Below are 14,937 nucleotides of genomic sequence, written 5' to 3' on the forward strand. Positions count from 1 at the left end.
TTGAGATTGACCCGCAAAAACGGACACCTATCCTTTTGATCAGGAGGTGTCGAAATGGGCAGGCATCGTACCCCATACCCTGTGGAATTCCGGGCCCACATGGTCGAGTTGGTGAAGGCCGGAAGAACGCCTGAGGAGTTGGCGCGCGAGTTCGAGCCGACCGAACAGACCATCAACAACTGGGTCGCGCAGTTCGATCGTGATGCGGGTGTGCGTCATGACGGGCTGACGACGGCCGAGCGGCAGGAACTCACGCGGCTACGTCGTGAGAACCGGCAACTGAAGATGGAGCGAGACATTCTCTCGCAGGCGGCGGCCTGGTTCGCGAGGGAGACGGGAGCCGTTCCACCGAAGGGCGGTACGGATTCGTGAGAGCGAACCGGGCCCGCTGGCCCATTGCGAGGATGACGCGGCTGCTCAGGGTCTCCACGAGCGGCTACTACGCATGGCTGGTGCGTGAGCCATCGAAACGCTCGTGTGGCGATGCGCAACTGCTCGCGCGCATCCGCCACGCTGCATGCGAGTTCGCGCGGTACGTATGGGGCACCACGTATCCATGCGCAGCTCGCGCGTGAAGGCGTACACGTCGGACGCAAGCGGGTCGCACGTCTGATGCGCATGGCCGGTTTGCGTGGTGCGAGCCGGCGGCGCTGGCCGCACACTACGCGGCAACGCGTGGGAGCACGCCGCGCTCCGGATCTGGTGCGTCGGCACTTCCGTGCCGAGGCGGCGAACGTGCTGTGGGTGGCGGACGCCACCTACATCCCGACCGGCGAGGGGTTTCTCTACCTGGCCGTTGTCCTCGACGTGTTCAGTCGCCGCATTGTGGGCTGGGCGATGTCAATTCATCTGTATGCCGAACTGATGCTGCGCGCACTGGATATGGCGTTGCTTCAGCGACGCCACGAGGGCGTCATTCTACATTCGGACCAAGGATGCCAATACACATCCATTGCATTCGGGCGGCGCTGCCGCGAAGCCGGCGTACAACCGTCGATGGGGACGGCCGGCGACGCGTACGACAACGCGATGTGCGAGTCGTTCTTCGGCACGCTCGAAGCGGAACTGCTTTCGCGCGAACCCTTTGCTACCCATGAACAGGCCCGGCAGCGCATCTTCTGGTTCCTGGAGGGCTGGTACAACGTACGCCGCCTGCACAGCAGCATTGGCTATCGTTCGCCGCTTGAATTCGAGAACATCAACGTTAAAGGGCAAACCGTGTCGCCTTGCGGGTTGCCCACCGGCGGGCAGCGTCATGGTCGTGAGAGGCGACCCGCCGCCCGCCCGTGGACAACCCGCGACTCAACGCTTAACGGAGGCTTCTATGTGGCATTGGAAGTCAAGCCCTTTCGCGATCCATTTTCCCGTCAGTTATCTCCCATTCGAGAGCGCGAGAGGTTATCCACCACCGGCCAACGGGTCGCTTGTCACGACCATGACGCTGGCCGGTGGTGGATAACCTCCTCGATAAGATGATTTGCAATCCTCCATATCAAGCGAGAACAGCAGTGAGGTCGGGGTGTCTGAAGTCCGGACAAGTTGACCGGACCAACTTCTATCCGTGCCGGCCACCAGACCGGTCACCACATACCGCATGCGCAAGGCGCTGGAACCACCCCATTACGGACGCGCCCCATCTAGAACCACGGTTATCCGCCGGACAACCCACCTCCGTTCCGGGCGCGCCAAACCTTCAAACGCTGCTGCCGCTCGACGTTGGCTGTTCAGGTCGCCGTCACCTTCTTCGCAGGCGGCTTGAGGGTTGCCCCGAGGGGAATCTCGCCGAATTCCAGATAGCGCCATAGCGCGACCGCCAGACGTCTGGCAAGTGCCACAATGCCGATGCGTCGCATACGCTTGCCACCGCCTGCAAAGCGCTCGTTGAACCAGTCGCTTAGCTGGCTGCTGCGCTGGAAGCGCAACCAGCTCCACGCCAGTTCCACCATCAGCCATCGGACTCGCTTGTTGCCGATCTTGCTGATGCCCTGCTCAACTTCACTCGTACCGCTGGCATAGGGCGTCGGGGCCAGGCCCAGGCAGCCGGCCACTTCACGGCGGTTGTGAAACTGTCGCCAGCCGAACAGTTCCCTGACCAGGACCCAGGCACTGCCCGTTCCGATACCCGCGAGGTGCGCGAGCCGCGCAATCGCGGGTTGCACACCGCTGCGCACCTCGCGCTGCTGCTGTGCCTCAAGCGTCCTGATCTGCCTGGCAGCCAGCGACAGCCGCTCACATTCGCGCTCGATCTCGGCGCGCAGGGCTGGCAACAGCTGAGTGGTGTGCTCGGCCCACCAGTGCGCCCACGCGCGGCCACCGATTCGCTCGGGCCGCAGGTTGTGAAGTACCAGCAGCGAGCGGATGCGGTTGCTATGGGCAGTGCGCTCCTGGCGCAGGCGATCGAGTTCACGGTGTACCCGCCGCTCATCTTCCTGTTCGGGAGTCGGGATGCGCGCGACCGCCCACACCCGGCGTTCACCAGCGTAGTAACGCATCAGCATCGACAGCAGCTTGTCGCTGTCAAGCCGGTCAGTCTTGGCGCGACGTCTGCGTCGGTTCACTTCGATACTGGCTGAATCCACCACCAGGTTCGTGATCTGATGTGCTTCCAGACAGCGGTGCAGCCAGAAGCCGTCACGCCCGGCTTCGTAACAGCTCCGCACCGGAGCATCGGCCGCCAGATGACAGCGCGCTTTGGCCTTTGCAATCGCCGTGAAAACTGCGGCCGTATCGCCGGCGGCCACGGTGCAGCGGCTCGGCGCGCGCACCCCATCGCCCAGCGAGAGCTTCCAGCTCCTGTCACCCAGTTCGAAGGCGACATACAGCGATCCGGTGATGGTTGTATCCTGCCCGCGAAGGGCCGTGCGAGGCGGATTCATTTGCGTACTCCTCTCGGAAAACGGGTGTCGGGATCCTCGTTTTACTCCAGGAGGCTTACTTCCGTGGCGCCCTTCCATAGTATCTAGATCACATCAAATCGCTGGCTGCAAATCCGTCCGTCGAACCGGGCCAATCTCAGACAGGCGAACCGCGTGCCAATCTCTACCCTCCTGCGAATCCAACGAATTCGCGTCGCAAACTCGGCAAGTCCAACTTATTTCGCTTCCGGGCCGTCAAACGCGCGACCGAATAAATTGGCAAGTCTTTGATTTTCTATGAGGCCCAGTCCAACGTATTCCGTTCCCCAGCAGGAGTCGCAGGGAAACGGAAATCATTGGACTAGCGCCGGATTAGCTGGACTCGAAGACACGGAAATGATTAGATTTTCGCGCTTTTCGTCAGACAGCACTCAACGTTAGATTCAAGTCGCATGTTTTGAGGGGTGCTATCCAGCCGCGATTGGCTTGAATTGCCCGGTTGAGGAAGTCGAAGGGGTTAGAGGTCAACAGCCTGTAACCGCGGAGCAGCATCGTTGGATGTTGTCCAAGGTCGCGAAAAGACTATCGGACCTCACCACTCTATCTCGCACTGTTGGCTGCAAAAGCCGCATTACGGGATGAGACCGCTCGCCTCAAAGAGGGATGCAATCCGGCCAAGACTAGACGCTCCAAACCTGGCAAAGCGCAGCGGGAAGTAATGGTTCAGCGTAAGGAAGCGCGCCAGTCACGGATGTGGAGTAACGCCTCGATCCAGCGGTTATGGCGCAGGCAATGCGATGACTGGTAGCTCCTGCACGGCGGTACCTGGTGTTGCGAGTGCCGATTCGATGCGGTGTTGCGCGAACGGATCGGCGGCATCGATGTAGCGCATCGCGGAACGCACGTCTTTCCAGCCAACGTACTGCATCAGCATCTTCAGATCCCAGCCGTTCGAGTTGGCCCACGTTGCGAAGCCCCGCCGTAGCGAATGGCTGCTGTAGCTGTCCGGCGCGGCCAGGCCTGCTGCATGGAAAAGCGCACGCAACAGCGGCACGAAGCTGCCCGCATGCAGTCCCTCGTCGCTGATGTTTCCCCAGCGGTCTATGCGCCGGAACACGGGTCCTTCCGTCAGGCCGGACGCCGCAATCCACGCCTCGTAGGCCGCCACCGGACACAGGCGTGAAAGTGCCGGGGCCTTGAAGGTCGTGCCCAGCTGCGCGCGGTCCCCTTTCGTGCGCGGCAGGTACAACGTCATGCCGCGGCCCGCCTCAACGGCTACGTGCTCGATTCGCAGCCGACTGAGTTCGTCCGAGCGAAAACCGCGCCAGAAACCCAGCAGCACCAGCGCCCGGTTGCGAATGCGCGCGAGGCGCTCGCGCCCGCCGGCTTCCCTGGCGATCTGCTGATCGAGCCAGGCCGTGAGCTTTTCGAGCTGCGCGAGCTGCATGGGCTTCGCCCGCTTCTCGCTTGCGGGATGCAGCGCGACGATACCTCTGAGAACCTTGCGCACATGTGGGGCCTTCGTCGGATCCGGAAAACCCTGCGTCTGATGCCATTGCGCGAGCGCTGCAAGCCGCGAGCGCAGGGTATTGACCGACAGGGTTTCTGCGTGATCGGCAAGGTACCGCGCAATCATGTCAGCGCTCGCGGGCAGAAAGCCGCCCCATTCAACCTCGAAATGCCGAAGCGCCGACTGGTAACTGCGCCGGGTGTTTTCGCGCGTCGCGGCTTCGACGTAGCGATCGATGGCAGACATGGCTCGTGGGTAAAATCAGGTGATCTGTATCGGAGACGATGATATGCAACAACGAACGTGTGCGCCAGCCGGCGTGCTCGACGGGAGCCAGGGTTTCGGCCGGTGAAGCGATGAACGAAGGCAAGCTGCTACAGGCAGACTGGGAAAATTTCACACGCGAGGAGCTGCTCGCGGAGCTCACCCGCCTGCAGGCCGAAATCGCGCGGCTCACCGCCTTGCTGCCGGCAACGCTGCAGGCGCAGGCAAAGCCCGTGCGGGTGACCCGGAACGAACCATCGCCAGCAGTGCGAAACACGGGCGCCCCCGTACTTTCGCCCGAGCAGAAGGTACAGCTCTTCCGGCGGCTGTTTCGCGGCCGCACGGATGTCTATCCGCTACGCTGGGAAAGCCGCAATTCCGGAAAATCCGGCTACGCGCCGGCGTGCGCCAACGAATGGCGCGCCGGGATCTGCGAAAAGCCCCGCATCCGGTGCGCCGACTGCGGGCATCGTGTACTGCTGGCGCTGGACGACCAGGTCGTCTATACGCACCTGGCCGGCGATCGCACAGTGGGCCTCTATCCGCTGATGCCGGACGGCACCTGCTACCTGCTCGCTGTCGACTTCGACGAGGAAGGCTGGCGTGAAGATGCGCAGGCGTTCCGGCAATCCTGCCTCGAGATGGACGTGCCCGTGTCGCTCGAAATCTCGCGTTCAGGCAATGGCGCTCACGCGTGGATCTTCTTCTCGTCGGCCGTTGCTGCACGTGACGCGCGACGGATGGGCTCAGCCATCATCAGCCACACCTGTACCCGGACCCGTCAGCTCGAACTGACGTCCTACGACCGGCTCTTCCCGAACCAGGATGTGCTGCCCAAAGGCGGCTTCGGTAACCTCATTGCCATGCCGCTGCAGAAGCAGCCGCGCGAGCATGGTTGGAGCGTGTTCGTCGATGACGGCTTTCAGCCGTACGCTGACCAGTGGTCGTATCTCGCGTCCGTGCAAACCATGGACAGCCGCGACATCGAGGGGGTGATCTTTCGCGCCACGGGCGGTGCGCACCCGCTCGATGTCGCGTTCATCGCCGAGGAGGACCAGGCCGAACCGTGGAAGCCACCGCCCGCGCAGCCGAAGCGGCTAGCCGGAACGATGCCGGCGTCGCTCACACTGACGCTCGCGAACCAGCTCTATCTTGAAAAGGCGCAGCTTCCGCAGGCACTGCTCAACCGTCTGATCCGGCTGGCCGCCTTCCAGAATCCGGAGTTCTACCGGGCCCAGGCGCGCGGCTTCAGCGTATGGGACAAGCCACGCATCATGGGGCGCGCCGAGAACTGCCCGCGCCACATTGCATTGCCGCGCGGATGCCTTGACGACGTCATGACGCTACTGCGCGATAACGACATCGCCTGCGACATCCGCGACGAGCGCTGCACCGGCGAGCCGCTTGCAGTTCCGTTTGCCGGCACGTTGCGCGATGACCAGCAGGCGGCCGTTACCGACCTGCTGCGGCACGATACCGGCATCCTGCATGCGCCGACGGCGTTCGGCAAGACCGTGACGGCGGCCGCGATGATCGCGCAGCGTGGCGTCAACACGCTCGTGCTCGTGCACCGCCGGGAACTGCTTGACCAGTGGCGCGAACGCCTGCAGTCGTTTCTCGCACTCGACGCGCGCGCGATCGGCACGATTGGCGGCGGCAAGTCGAAAGCGACCGGCCGGATCGACGTCGCGATGCTGCAGTCGGTGGCGCCCGATGGTGCCCGCGGCGAGCTGTTGCGGCGTTACGGCCAAGTCATCGTCGATGAATGTCATCACGTCTCCGCGGATTCCTTCGAGGCCGTGCTCAAGGGCGTCAATGCACGCTACGTGCTCGGCCTGACGGCGACGCCGGTGCGGCGCGACAGCCAGCAACCGGTGATGTTCATGCTGTGCGGGCCAATCCGGCATGCGGCTAAATCCCCGGCCAGCGCGCCCCAGATGTTCGAGGTGTTCCCGCAAAGGCTCACCTCTGCAGTAGACGTTACGACCGACGCGCCGATCCAGGAAGTGTTCGCGCGTCTCGCCCAGGATGCGTCGCGCACGCACATGATCGCCACGGCCATCCGTGAGCAATACGCGCAGGGACGCAACGTGCTGGTGCTCACCGAGCGCACAGACCATCTCGAAAGCCTGCAGCAAGCCCTGGAAGACACAGTACAACCGCTGTTTGTGCTGCACGGTCGCCTCGGCAGGAAAGCGCGGGTGGCGCAGCTGGCTGCCCTTGACGCGCTGGCCGGTGACACGCCCCGCGTGGTGCTGGCGACTGGCAGGCTCGTAGGCGAAGGCTTCGACCATCCGGCGCTGGACACGCTGGTACTGGGCATGCCGGTCGCCTGGAAAGGCACGCCGCAGCAGTACGCCGGCCGGCTGCACCGCGAGCATGCGGGCAAGACCGGCGTACGGGTGATCGATTATGTGGATGGCGGCCACCCGGTGCTGCAACGCATGTGGGAGAAACGCCAGCGCGGATACCGGGCGATGGGCTATCAGGTCCGCACGCCCGGAGAAGATCTCCAGTTGCCGCTGGCCTGAAATCGGGCAGCGAATCCGTATTCCGTACCGTTCCGGCCGCCGGAGGTCACTTTTCGGCTCTCACATTCGATAATCCTCCTTTATTGCAGGCCAGTAATGCCCACATCATGCGGCCCTAGCACAAGCCCTCGTCGACCAGCAGGCCGCCGCTGCGGCCGCGCAGCGCCAGCAGGCGCAGTCCGAAATCGCAAGGCTCGGCGCTGAGCTGGCCACGGCGCGGGAGCTACTCTCTGGCGCGACCGCCGCCTTTTCCGCGGAGCAGGACGCGCACGCCGGGACTCGCGTGGCGCTGCATCAGCGCGACCTGGACGTCGAGCGGCTCACCCAGCAGGTATGCGACCAGACCGAGCGCCTTGCCGAGCAGGAAGGCTTTCGCCTGTCGCTTGAGGCCAAGCTCGTGCATGCGCGAGATTCCCTTGAGCACTTCCGTACGGCCGCGCGCGAGCAGCTCGAACAGGAAGCGCACCGACATGAGCAGCAGGTCCAGCAGGTGCAGGCTGAGCTACGCCAGGCGAACCAGACGGCCATCGTCCGGCAGAACGAGAACACACAGCTGAACCGGGACAACGCGCGGCTCGTCGCAGAAGCGACGGCCGCGACCAGGCTCGCACGCGATCAGCAGGCACATGGCGAGGCGCTGCAGTCCGCCCTCAATCGTGCGCTCACCGATCGGGCGCGCGCCGAGGCCGAGCGCGACGCAGCGCAGTCGGCAGCCGATGCGCGGGCAGCCGAGCTGCTCCAGGTACACGAGGCTCGCGACTCGCTCCGCGCGGACCTCACGAAGCTGGCCGCGCAGCTCGAAGCACAGCAGCAGCTCCTGATGGACTACGGGATGCGGCTGGGCGGCGCGGACGCGGCCGGCTGAAAGCGCCGCATCGCGTGCCGAAAGGACGTCACAATGGCAACGGCGCTTGCCACGAAGCATTCCGGCTTTCGCGTCGGCCCGGAGTTTCAGGGCTCTGCCGGGTTGCGCACCAGCACATTCACCTTCTTCTCTTCCATGCGCTTCGCTACGGGAATCTGGCATGAGCGAATATCAATACTACGAGTTTGCATGCGTTGACCAACTGCTTACGGCGACCCAGCAGGCAGAGTTGCGCGGTTTCTCCACGCGGGCCACGATCACCGCCTCAAGCTTCGTCAACGAATATCACTGGGGAAACCTCAAGGGCGACCCGCTCGAGTGGGTACAGCAATATTTCGATGCCCACGTCTACTCCTCCAACTGGGGGAGCTGCCGCCTGCTTCTTCGCCTGCCGCACGGGACGTTTGATGCGGCGACCATCCGCGATTACGTCAAGGCTGGACGAAAGAGGCGCTCCCGTTTCGAGAAAGCATTCGAGGCCATGGACGTCGATGACTGGTGCATCCTCGACTGGTCGTTCAACGATGACTCGGGCGAACACACCCGCTTCTCGGAGGAGATGGATGGTGCGGGATGGATGACCCGCCTGCTGCCTGTACGCGACGAGCTGCTCGGCGGCGATGCTCGCCCGCTTTATCTTGGGTGGCTTGCCCGCCTCGGGAATGATGAGCTACACGATGACGAAATCGAACCGCCGGTACCTGCGGGATTACAGGCGTTGACGCCCGCACAGGTAGCACTGGCCGAGTTTTTGATGCTGGATGCGGACTGGCTCGCCGCCGCCGCCGAGGCCAGCCCGTCATTATTGGCCCCAGAATCCAGCGGGAGCGAAGACAGTCGCTTTGATCCCTGGTTACGTGAGTTGCCGGTTGATGAAATGCGGGCGAAACTGCGCATGCTGCTACAAGGACGCAGCCGTGAAGCGGAGAGAACGCTTCGAAACGCTTTTCTCAAATGGGAGAGGGGTAGGAATGCAAAGCAATTGAGTTTGCCCGGGCGCCGTCGAATATCCGAAATCGAATCAAGGGTCGCCTCTTATCGCGCCATCCGTGAAAGAAGGGAACAGGAAGCCCGCCAGGCGGCCGAGGCCCGCCGTCGTGAGGAACGCACACGGTACCTCACATCACTTCTCGAACAGGAAGACGCGGCGTGGTCAAGCATCGATGCACAACTGCGACGCACGACGGGCAGCGCCTACGATCAAGCATTCCGGAAGTTGCAGGATCTCGCCGAAGCGTATGAAAACGCCAGGCGGGATGCCATATTCCGGCGTCGTCTGGCGCAATTGATGTCGAGTCATGGCAAGCGGGGAGCCTGGCTTGCCCGGCTGCAAAAAGCGGGGTATTTGTGGCAACCCGAGTCTTAGCCTCCCTGGCCTGACCTGCTGAAACATTTCCGCAAATCTGGGATGAACTCTGAGCCCAGATGGCACGCCCGGCGTATATACCAATTTTCGGCGATTTGACCAAGTCATAATAACTTGGACGCCTATGATAGAAAATTGTGCTTACCTTGTTCGTCCCCCTTAATCGGATTACTTGGCACCGCTCGAAACGATATGACCCTTTCTAAGTTTGTACGTTTCGTCGGTGCTGTCCGCTTCTAGCGTACAGTCGCTCAAAAAAGTACGTGCTGCCACAGCGCCGGGGAGGACTGCCACACGAGGGGAGATGACTTGTACGCCAATGGCAATATGTACGTTTTTGGCATACACTCATGCAAAAGCGTACAACAGGACATCCCTGATGGCTGTAACCGACCGCCTCTCTGCCACCGAGCAAACGGCGCTTAGCCTTGCATGCGAAGCCTTTTCCGCTGCGACGCAGCGCTTTCACGCCGAGCCTCGCGTTGACGTCACCCCGAGCCCGGATGCGGCGGATGCGGCAATCCACTTCTCCGTGTCGGGCAAGCACTTCGACATGCCAGTGGTGATCGCCGCCAACGCTGGCTCCCCGAGCGCCGCTGCGGCCCTTGTCCAAAAAAATGCTCGGCTCGACGATCCCGCAGGCGCCCGGCCGGTGATGCTGGTCACGTCCCATGTGTCGTCCAGGCTCGCTGAGAATCTCATCGCCAACCGCATTCCGTTCGTGGACACCGCGGGGAATGTCTACCTCGAGCAGCCCGAGTTAACGGTCATGATCACGGGCCGCGAAAACCCCAGGCTCAGGCGGACGGACATCACCTCGCGATCGACGACCCCGAAGGGGTTGCGTGTATCGTTTGCACTCGCCACCCAACCCGGTCTCGTTGAACAGCCCTACCGCACCATTGCCGATCAGTCGGGCGTGGCGCTCAACACGGTCAACCTGGCAGTCGATGACCTGATCGCGCGCCGGCTCGTCATCATAAAGAACGACCGCCGCATGATCGTCCACCGGCGCCACTTCATCAAAGACTGGGTGAGCCACTATGCCACCGGTCTGCGCACGAAGCTGGGAGCCCGGCGTTACGCGAGCGGCGTGGGCATCGATTGGTGGCAAGGCGCGCCGCTTGCGGACTTCAACGCCCGCCTTGGCGGCGAGTGCGCGGCTGAAGCACTCACGCATGCGAACAAGGCCGTGTCAGTAACAGTCTATGCGCATGGCGGCGTGTCGTCACCGCTCGTCAAGGCTGCACGCCTGCGCCCTGACCCACATGGCGAGGTTGAGATACTCGAGTCGTTCTGGCCTGAACATGCCGAACCGAACTGGGACGTCGCGCCTCGCGTCGTTCACCCGGTGCTCGTCTTTGCCGATCTCATGCTCTCGTCCGATAGCCGTAACCAGGCCGTTGCACAGACGCTCTATGAACGCTTCCTCGATCAGTAAAGTGCCGGCCGACCGGCCCGTGCATCCCCTTACCATCGCGCTGCTCGCCGCTGTGAAGGATGCGTGCCAGAAACTCGGGACGCGGTTCGTACTCGCGGGCGCAACCGCGCGCGACATCCAGTTCCTGCACCTGCACGGAGTGAAGGCCCCGACCGCCACTCGAGACGTTGATGTCGCGGTTTGCGCGGTGAGCTGGGAATTCCACCAGCGCCTGGTCGTCGAGCTTCTCGCGACTGGTCAGTTCACGCACAACGCGAAAGCCCAACAGCAGCTCATTTTCCGGCGCGAGCCCGGCGAATACGGCGTGCAGCTCGACCTCGTTCCCTTCGGGCCGATCGAAACGCCGCCCGGGGCCATTGCATGGCCGCCCAATGGCGACATCGTCATGAACGTGCTCGGCTTCGAGGAAGCGGTCGAGACGGCGCAACAGGTGGATATCGGCGAAGGTCTCGTGGTCCCCGTCGTTGCCATTCCGGCATTCGTGCTGCTCAAGATCATGGCCTGGCAGGACCGGCGAAACGAGAAAAATACCGATGCGTCGGACCTGCTGTTCACGCTTCGGCAGTTCTTCTTCGCCGGAAACGATGTACGCGTCTACGACGAGGCAATGGATCTACTCGAAGCGTGCGAGTTCAAGGTCGAAATTGCGGCCGCAGGTCTGCTTGGCAGAGACGCCCGGGAGACGGCTCATCCGCAGACGCGGGAAGCGGTGGGCCGCATCCTGCAGACGCCCGGGACCTACGCCGCGCTCAAGGCCGACCTGGTTGCGCGCGCTGCGACGTTCATGTTCGGCGAGTTTGTCGACGATTCGGACGACCTGCTCGACGCTTTCAGGACACAATTCCTTTTCGGCAGTTCGGCTAGCTAACCGACGAGTCGGGCGTTTGATGCCGCGGTCAACTGGGGCCTCCTAAAGACGAGACCCGAACACCAAGCGATGAAGTGAAGCGGGCACCACAGATGAGCGACGTGTTTTCGGCGCCGAGGTGAAGTCGCTTCAATGGAGCGTTGTGCGTTTTCCGGTGCTAAGCCCAACCGCATCGAAGGCTCGTAAACTGCAGCGCATGCCTGACCATGCGCCGCTTCCGCAAACCGTTGCCGAGCTCCACGCCCTGGTGCTCGAGCAGCGGGCATCGATGGCAAAGATGCGCCAGGAGATCGCCGAACGCGACCGGGAGATTGTTGAGCGGGACCAGGAACTTGAGCGCCTGAAGGCACAGATCGACAAGCTCAGGCGCATGCACTTCGGTCGCAAATCCGAGCGGGTAGACCGACAGATCGATCGGCTCGAAACCCAACTTGAGGATCTGGCAGCGGGCAGCGGCGTTGCCGATGATTGCCGTGCGCGCGCTCGTGCATCAAGTTCAGGCGCGTCTGCGGCATCCGCAAAGGAAGCCCTGCCGCCCCATCTGCCACGCGAAGACCGCGTGCTCGAGCCCGACTCCATTTGCCCGAAATGCGACCACGCCATGGACTTGCTCGGCGAGGATGTATCCGAGCAACTCGAGCGCGTCACAGCGATGTTCAAGGTCATCCGCACGATCCGCCGCAAACGGATCTGCTCCAGTTGCGGCCATATAGCGCAACGTCCCATGCCGGGGTTGCCAATCGAGCGCAGCATCGCGCATCCGAGCTTGCTGGCCGAGATCATCGTTTCGAAATATGCGAACCATACGCCGCTGTATCGGCAATCCGAGATCGCGGCGCGCGACGGCGTTCGTCTCGATCGGGCCAGCATGGCACGCTGGGTCGGACAATGCGAAGAACTCTGCCGGTTACTGACTGAAGCGCTGCGTCGCTATACGATGTCGACTGCGAAGCTCCACGCGGACGACACGCCGATCCCGGTGCTCGCGCCCGGCAACAGGAAAACCAGAACCGGTCGGTTGTGGGTCTACGTGCGCGATGATTGACGCCCTGGTTCGTGCGAACCCGCTGCTGTCTGGTTCGCTTCTGGCCAAGTTCAAATGTCCGCTTCCGTGGCGCGTAAGCTGACCAGCGGCCGGTACCTCGGCGCTGGAGGCTGCGATGGCTGCGACCGAACGGATCACGATGACGATGCGCGAACTGGACAGGTACAAAGTGATTCAGGATGTTGCCGATGGCGTGCTCAGACCGTGGCGTGCTGCGAAGCGACTTGGGCTGACGACGCGGCAAATCAGTCGTCTTGTCGGCCGGCTGCGGGAACACGGACCGCAAGGACTCGTGTCAGGTCGGCGCGCCATGGCCAGCGCAAACGGTGAGCTGGTCACACTGTACAGGGAGATCAGACGGGACATCCTCGACCTGCAGAAGGAACCAGGCTGAGGGTGCCAGTGCCGTCGAGCGGCTCGCGCGCGATCTCGAGGCAGTGTTTCCCAACATGCGCGGGTTCTCGCCCGGCGGCCTCAAATACATGCGTACATGCGCGCGCAAGCCTTTCGCCTTTGGGAATTTGTGCAACAGCCCGTTGCATAAATACCGTGGTCGCACGCTGCCACACTTCTCGACAAGCTAGACGGCGCAGCTCGGCGACTCTGCTATGCCCGCCTGAGATAGCGGGAATGTCCTGCCCCGGCGTGTCTACCGTCCAGAATAATCAGTAAGCGCCCAGGAGGCGATCCAGCGCGGCCGTGATCCGGTCACGGTGTTCGACAAGCGAACCGGTCTTCGGCCCCAGTTCGCTTAAGGGCACGGCCGCGACAAACGCCGGATGCAGGATGCACCGGATGCCGCCGATATCGAATGATGGCGTGAAGTCCGCCGGGAGCTTCCCGGGCGGAACAGCATCAGCCTGAATCAGCGGTACGACGACGCGGGTCGACAGACCTTCCAGAAGGTCGCTTTGCACGTCGACAAGATACGGTGTACTGGCGCGGCCTCTACCGCTGTTGGCATAGACGTCGAATCGCGCCATCAGAACATCCGGTATTGCGCCAAGGGAAGTCCGTTCTCTTCGACCCACTGGTTCGTGTGCCTGATGAACTCGGCGTGTTCCTCAGCCCAGCGACGGCCTTCTTCGGCCTGAATCGCCTCGCGCAAGGCCTGCTCGCAGGTGCGGGAAAAGTTGATGCCGAGACTTCTCGCCCGTTCATACTCGTCCACGGGCAGCGTGACATTCGTCGCCTTGCGCGCCCCGCCTGTTAAGCTTCGATGAATTCCTGTGCGTCGTAACCCTTGTCCGCGCCCAGCGTGATTTGCACCGCCGCATCCTTGGCTGCTTGCCGCGCATCGTTGATCATGACCTTGGCCGCTTCGCGTTCAGCATGTCCGTCAGCACAACTCACGCGGGCATTGACCACCAGCCCATGGCGGTTGTCGGTCAGCGTGTGGCCCATGTAACGCAATTCGCTGGCCGTCTTGCCTTTGCCGTAAAGTCGTGCATCGGGATCGGTCTTCGATCCGTGCGTTTCGTTGCTCCGCTTGCTACCCGTGAAGCCGCCTTCGTCGCTGCCACCGTTGTTATCGCTGCTGTCGTCGCCGTCCTTGCGCACGAAGCTCTTGTGCCCCGCCCACGCCTGGATCAGCGTGCCGTCCACGCTGAAGTGCTCTCCCGACAGCCAGTTCTTCTTTTGCGCGATGGACAGCACTTCGTTGAAAAATTCGACCACTGCATCGTGCCGGATTAACCGCTCGCGGTTCTTCGTGAAAACCGTCGGCACCCAGACCGAATCGTCCATCGACAGACCGATAAACCACCGAAACAGGAGGTTGTATTGCGTTTGTTCCATGAGCTGGCGTTCAGACCGGACGCTGTACAGTAGCTGCAGCAGCATCGCCCGCAGCAGCTTCTCCGGCGCAATGCTCGGGCGGCCTCCCTTGATGTCGGCCTCGTACATCCCGGCAAACACCTGATCCATCTTCGCCAGCGCCTCGTTCGCGATGACGCGAATCGAGCGCAGCGGATGCGAGGTGGGAACGAAATCGTCCAGCTTGCGTACGGAAAACGAACTCTCGGTGAACGTGTCTGCGCCGCGCATAATCTCCTAGGGGCGGGTGTGTTTCTTGCACCGACGCTTTTGCCATCCGTCGCGATGACTTCAATGCTCGGTATTTCCGCATCCTGTTAGGACGCTCGCCTCCCGATGCCCCGTTCCCGCCGTTCCGGCAGTCCGCGAATGCGGAC

General features: G+C 62.6%; 9 protein-coding genes and 4 pseudogenes. 8 read left to right on the plus strand and 5 right to left on the minus strand.

Annotated features, from left to right (window positions below; all coding sequences use genetic code 11):
* Window positions 1-54: 54 nt before the first annotated feature.
* Window positions 55-1,194, plus strand: a pseudogene (locus OKW29_RS02905) (IS3 family transposase); the annotation flags it as partial.
* Between the two features lie 530 nt (window positions 1,195-1,724).
* Here the strand turns inward: OKW29_RS02905 and OKW29_RS02910 are convergent.
* Both OKW29_RS02910 and OKW29_RS02915 read right to left on the minus strand, forming a co-directional pair.
* Window positions 1,725-2,876, minus strand: coding sequence for an IS110 family transposase (locus OKW29_RS02910; RefSeq protein WP_429289915.1), 1,152 nt, complete (start codon window positions 2,874-2,876; stop codon window positions 1,725-1,727).
* Window positions 2,877-3,633: 757 nt separating this feature from the next.
* Window positions 3,634-4,611, minus strand: coding sequence for a site-specific integrase (locus tag OKW29_RS02915; RefSeq protein WP_429289916.1), 978 nt, complete (start codon window positions 4,609-4,611; stop codon window positions 3,634-3,636).
* Window positions 4,612-4,721: 110 nt separating this feature from the next.
* On the opposite strand from OKW29_RS02915, the gene OKW29_RS02920 reads away from it, so the two are divergent.
* The 7 genes and pseudogenes from OKW29_RS02920 to OKW29_RS02950 form a co-directional block, all read left to right on the plus strand.
* The gene (locus OKW29_RS02920; protein WP_429289917.1) at window positions 4,722-7,160 is read left to right on the plus strand and encodes a TOTE conflict system archaeo-eukaryotic primase domain-containing protein; all 2,439 of its coding nucleotides are present in this window, start codon (window positions 4,722-4,724) and stop codon (window positions 7,158-7,160) included.
* 283 nt (window positions 7,161-7,443) lie between these two features.
* Window positions 7,444-8,025 carry a hypothetical protein gene (locus tag OKW29_RS02925; protein WP_429289918.1) on the plus strand — a complete coding sequence of 194 codons (582 nt, stop codon included), beginning with the start codon at window positions 7,444-7,446 and terminating at the stop codon, window positions 8,023-8,025.
* Between the two features lie 160 nt (window positions 8,026-8,185).
* Window positions 8,186-9,391, plus strand: a complete 1,206-nt coding sequence (locus OKW29_RS02930; protein WP_429289919.1) for a hypothetical protein — start codon at window positions 8,186-8,188, stop codon at window positions 9,389-9,391.
* Between the two features lie 379 nt (window positions 9,392-9,770).
* Window positions 9,771-10,832 carry a type IV toxin-antitoxin system AbiEi family antitoxin gene (locus OKW29_RS02935; protein ID WP_429289920.1) on the plus strand — a complete coding sequence of 354 codons (1,062 nt, stop codon included), beginning with the start codon at window positions 9,771-9,773 and terminating at the stop codon, window positions 10,830-10,832.
* Entirely contained in the window at window positions 10,810-11,700 is an 891-nt protein-coding gene (locus OKW29_RS02940; RefSeq protein WP_429290719.1) for a nucleotidyl transferase AbiEii/AbiGii toxin family protein, read from the plus strand. Before OKW29_RS02935 ends, OKW29_RS02940 begins: the two co-directional genes overlap by 23 nt.
* Window positions 11,701-11,896: 196 nt before the next feature.
* A pseudogene (locus OKW29_RS02945) lies at window positions 11,897-12,742 on the plus strand (IS66 family transposase); the annotation flags it as partial.
* A gap of 118 nt (window positions 12,743-12,860) precedes the next feature.
* Window positions 12,861-13,070, plus strand: a pseudogene (locus OKW29_RS02950) (helix-turn-helix domain-containing protein); the annotation flags it as partial.
* Window positions 13,071-13,410: 340 nt separating this feature from the next.
* On the opposite strand, the gene OKW29_RS02955 reads toward OKW29_RS02950, so the two are convergent.
* The 3 genes and pseudogenes from OKW29_RS02955 to OKW29_RS02965 all read right to left on the minus strand — a co-directional run.
* Window positions 13,411-13,728, minus strand: a complete 318-nt coding sequence (locus tag OKW29_RS02955; protein WP_429289921.1) for a CcdB family protein — start codon at window positions 13,726-13,728, stop codon at window positions 13,411-13,413.
* Window positions 13,728-13,970, minus strand: coding sequence for a type II toxin-antitoxin system CcdA family antitoxin (locus tag OKW29_RS02960; protein WP_429290720.1), 243 nt, complete (start codon window positions 13,968-13,970; stop codon window positions 13,728-13,730). The genes OKW29_RS02955 and OKW29_RS02960 overlap by 1 nt, the downstream gene beginning before the upstream one ends.
* A pseudogene (locus OKW29_RS02965) lies at window positions 13,958-14,791 on the minus strand (IS5 family transposase); the annotation flags it as partial. The gene OKW29_RS02960 and the pseudogene OKW29_RS02965, both read right to left, overlap by 13 nt.
* Window positions 14,792-14,937 lie beyond the last annotated feature (146 nt).

Origin of the sequence: Paraburkholderia sp. CI3, assembly GCF_050436505.1 — a bacterium.
In the GTDB taxonomy this organism is placed as follows: Bacteria; Pseudomonadota; Gammaproteobacteria; order Burkholderiales; family Burkholderiaceae; genus Paraburkholderia; species Paraburkholderia tuberum.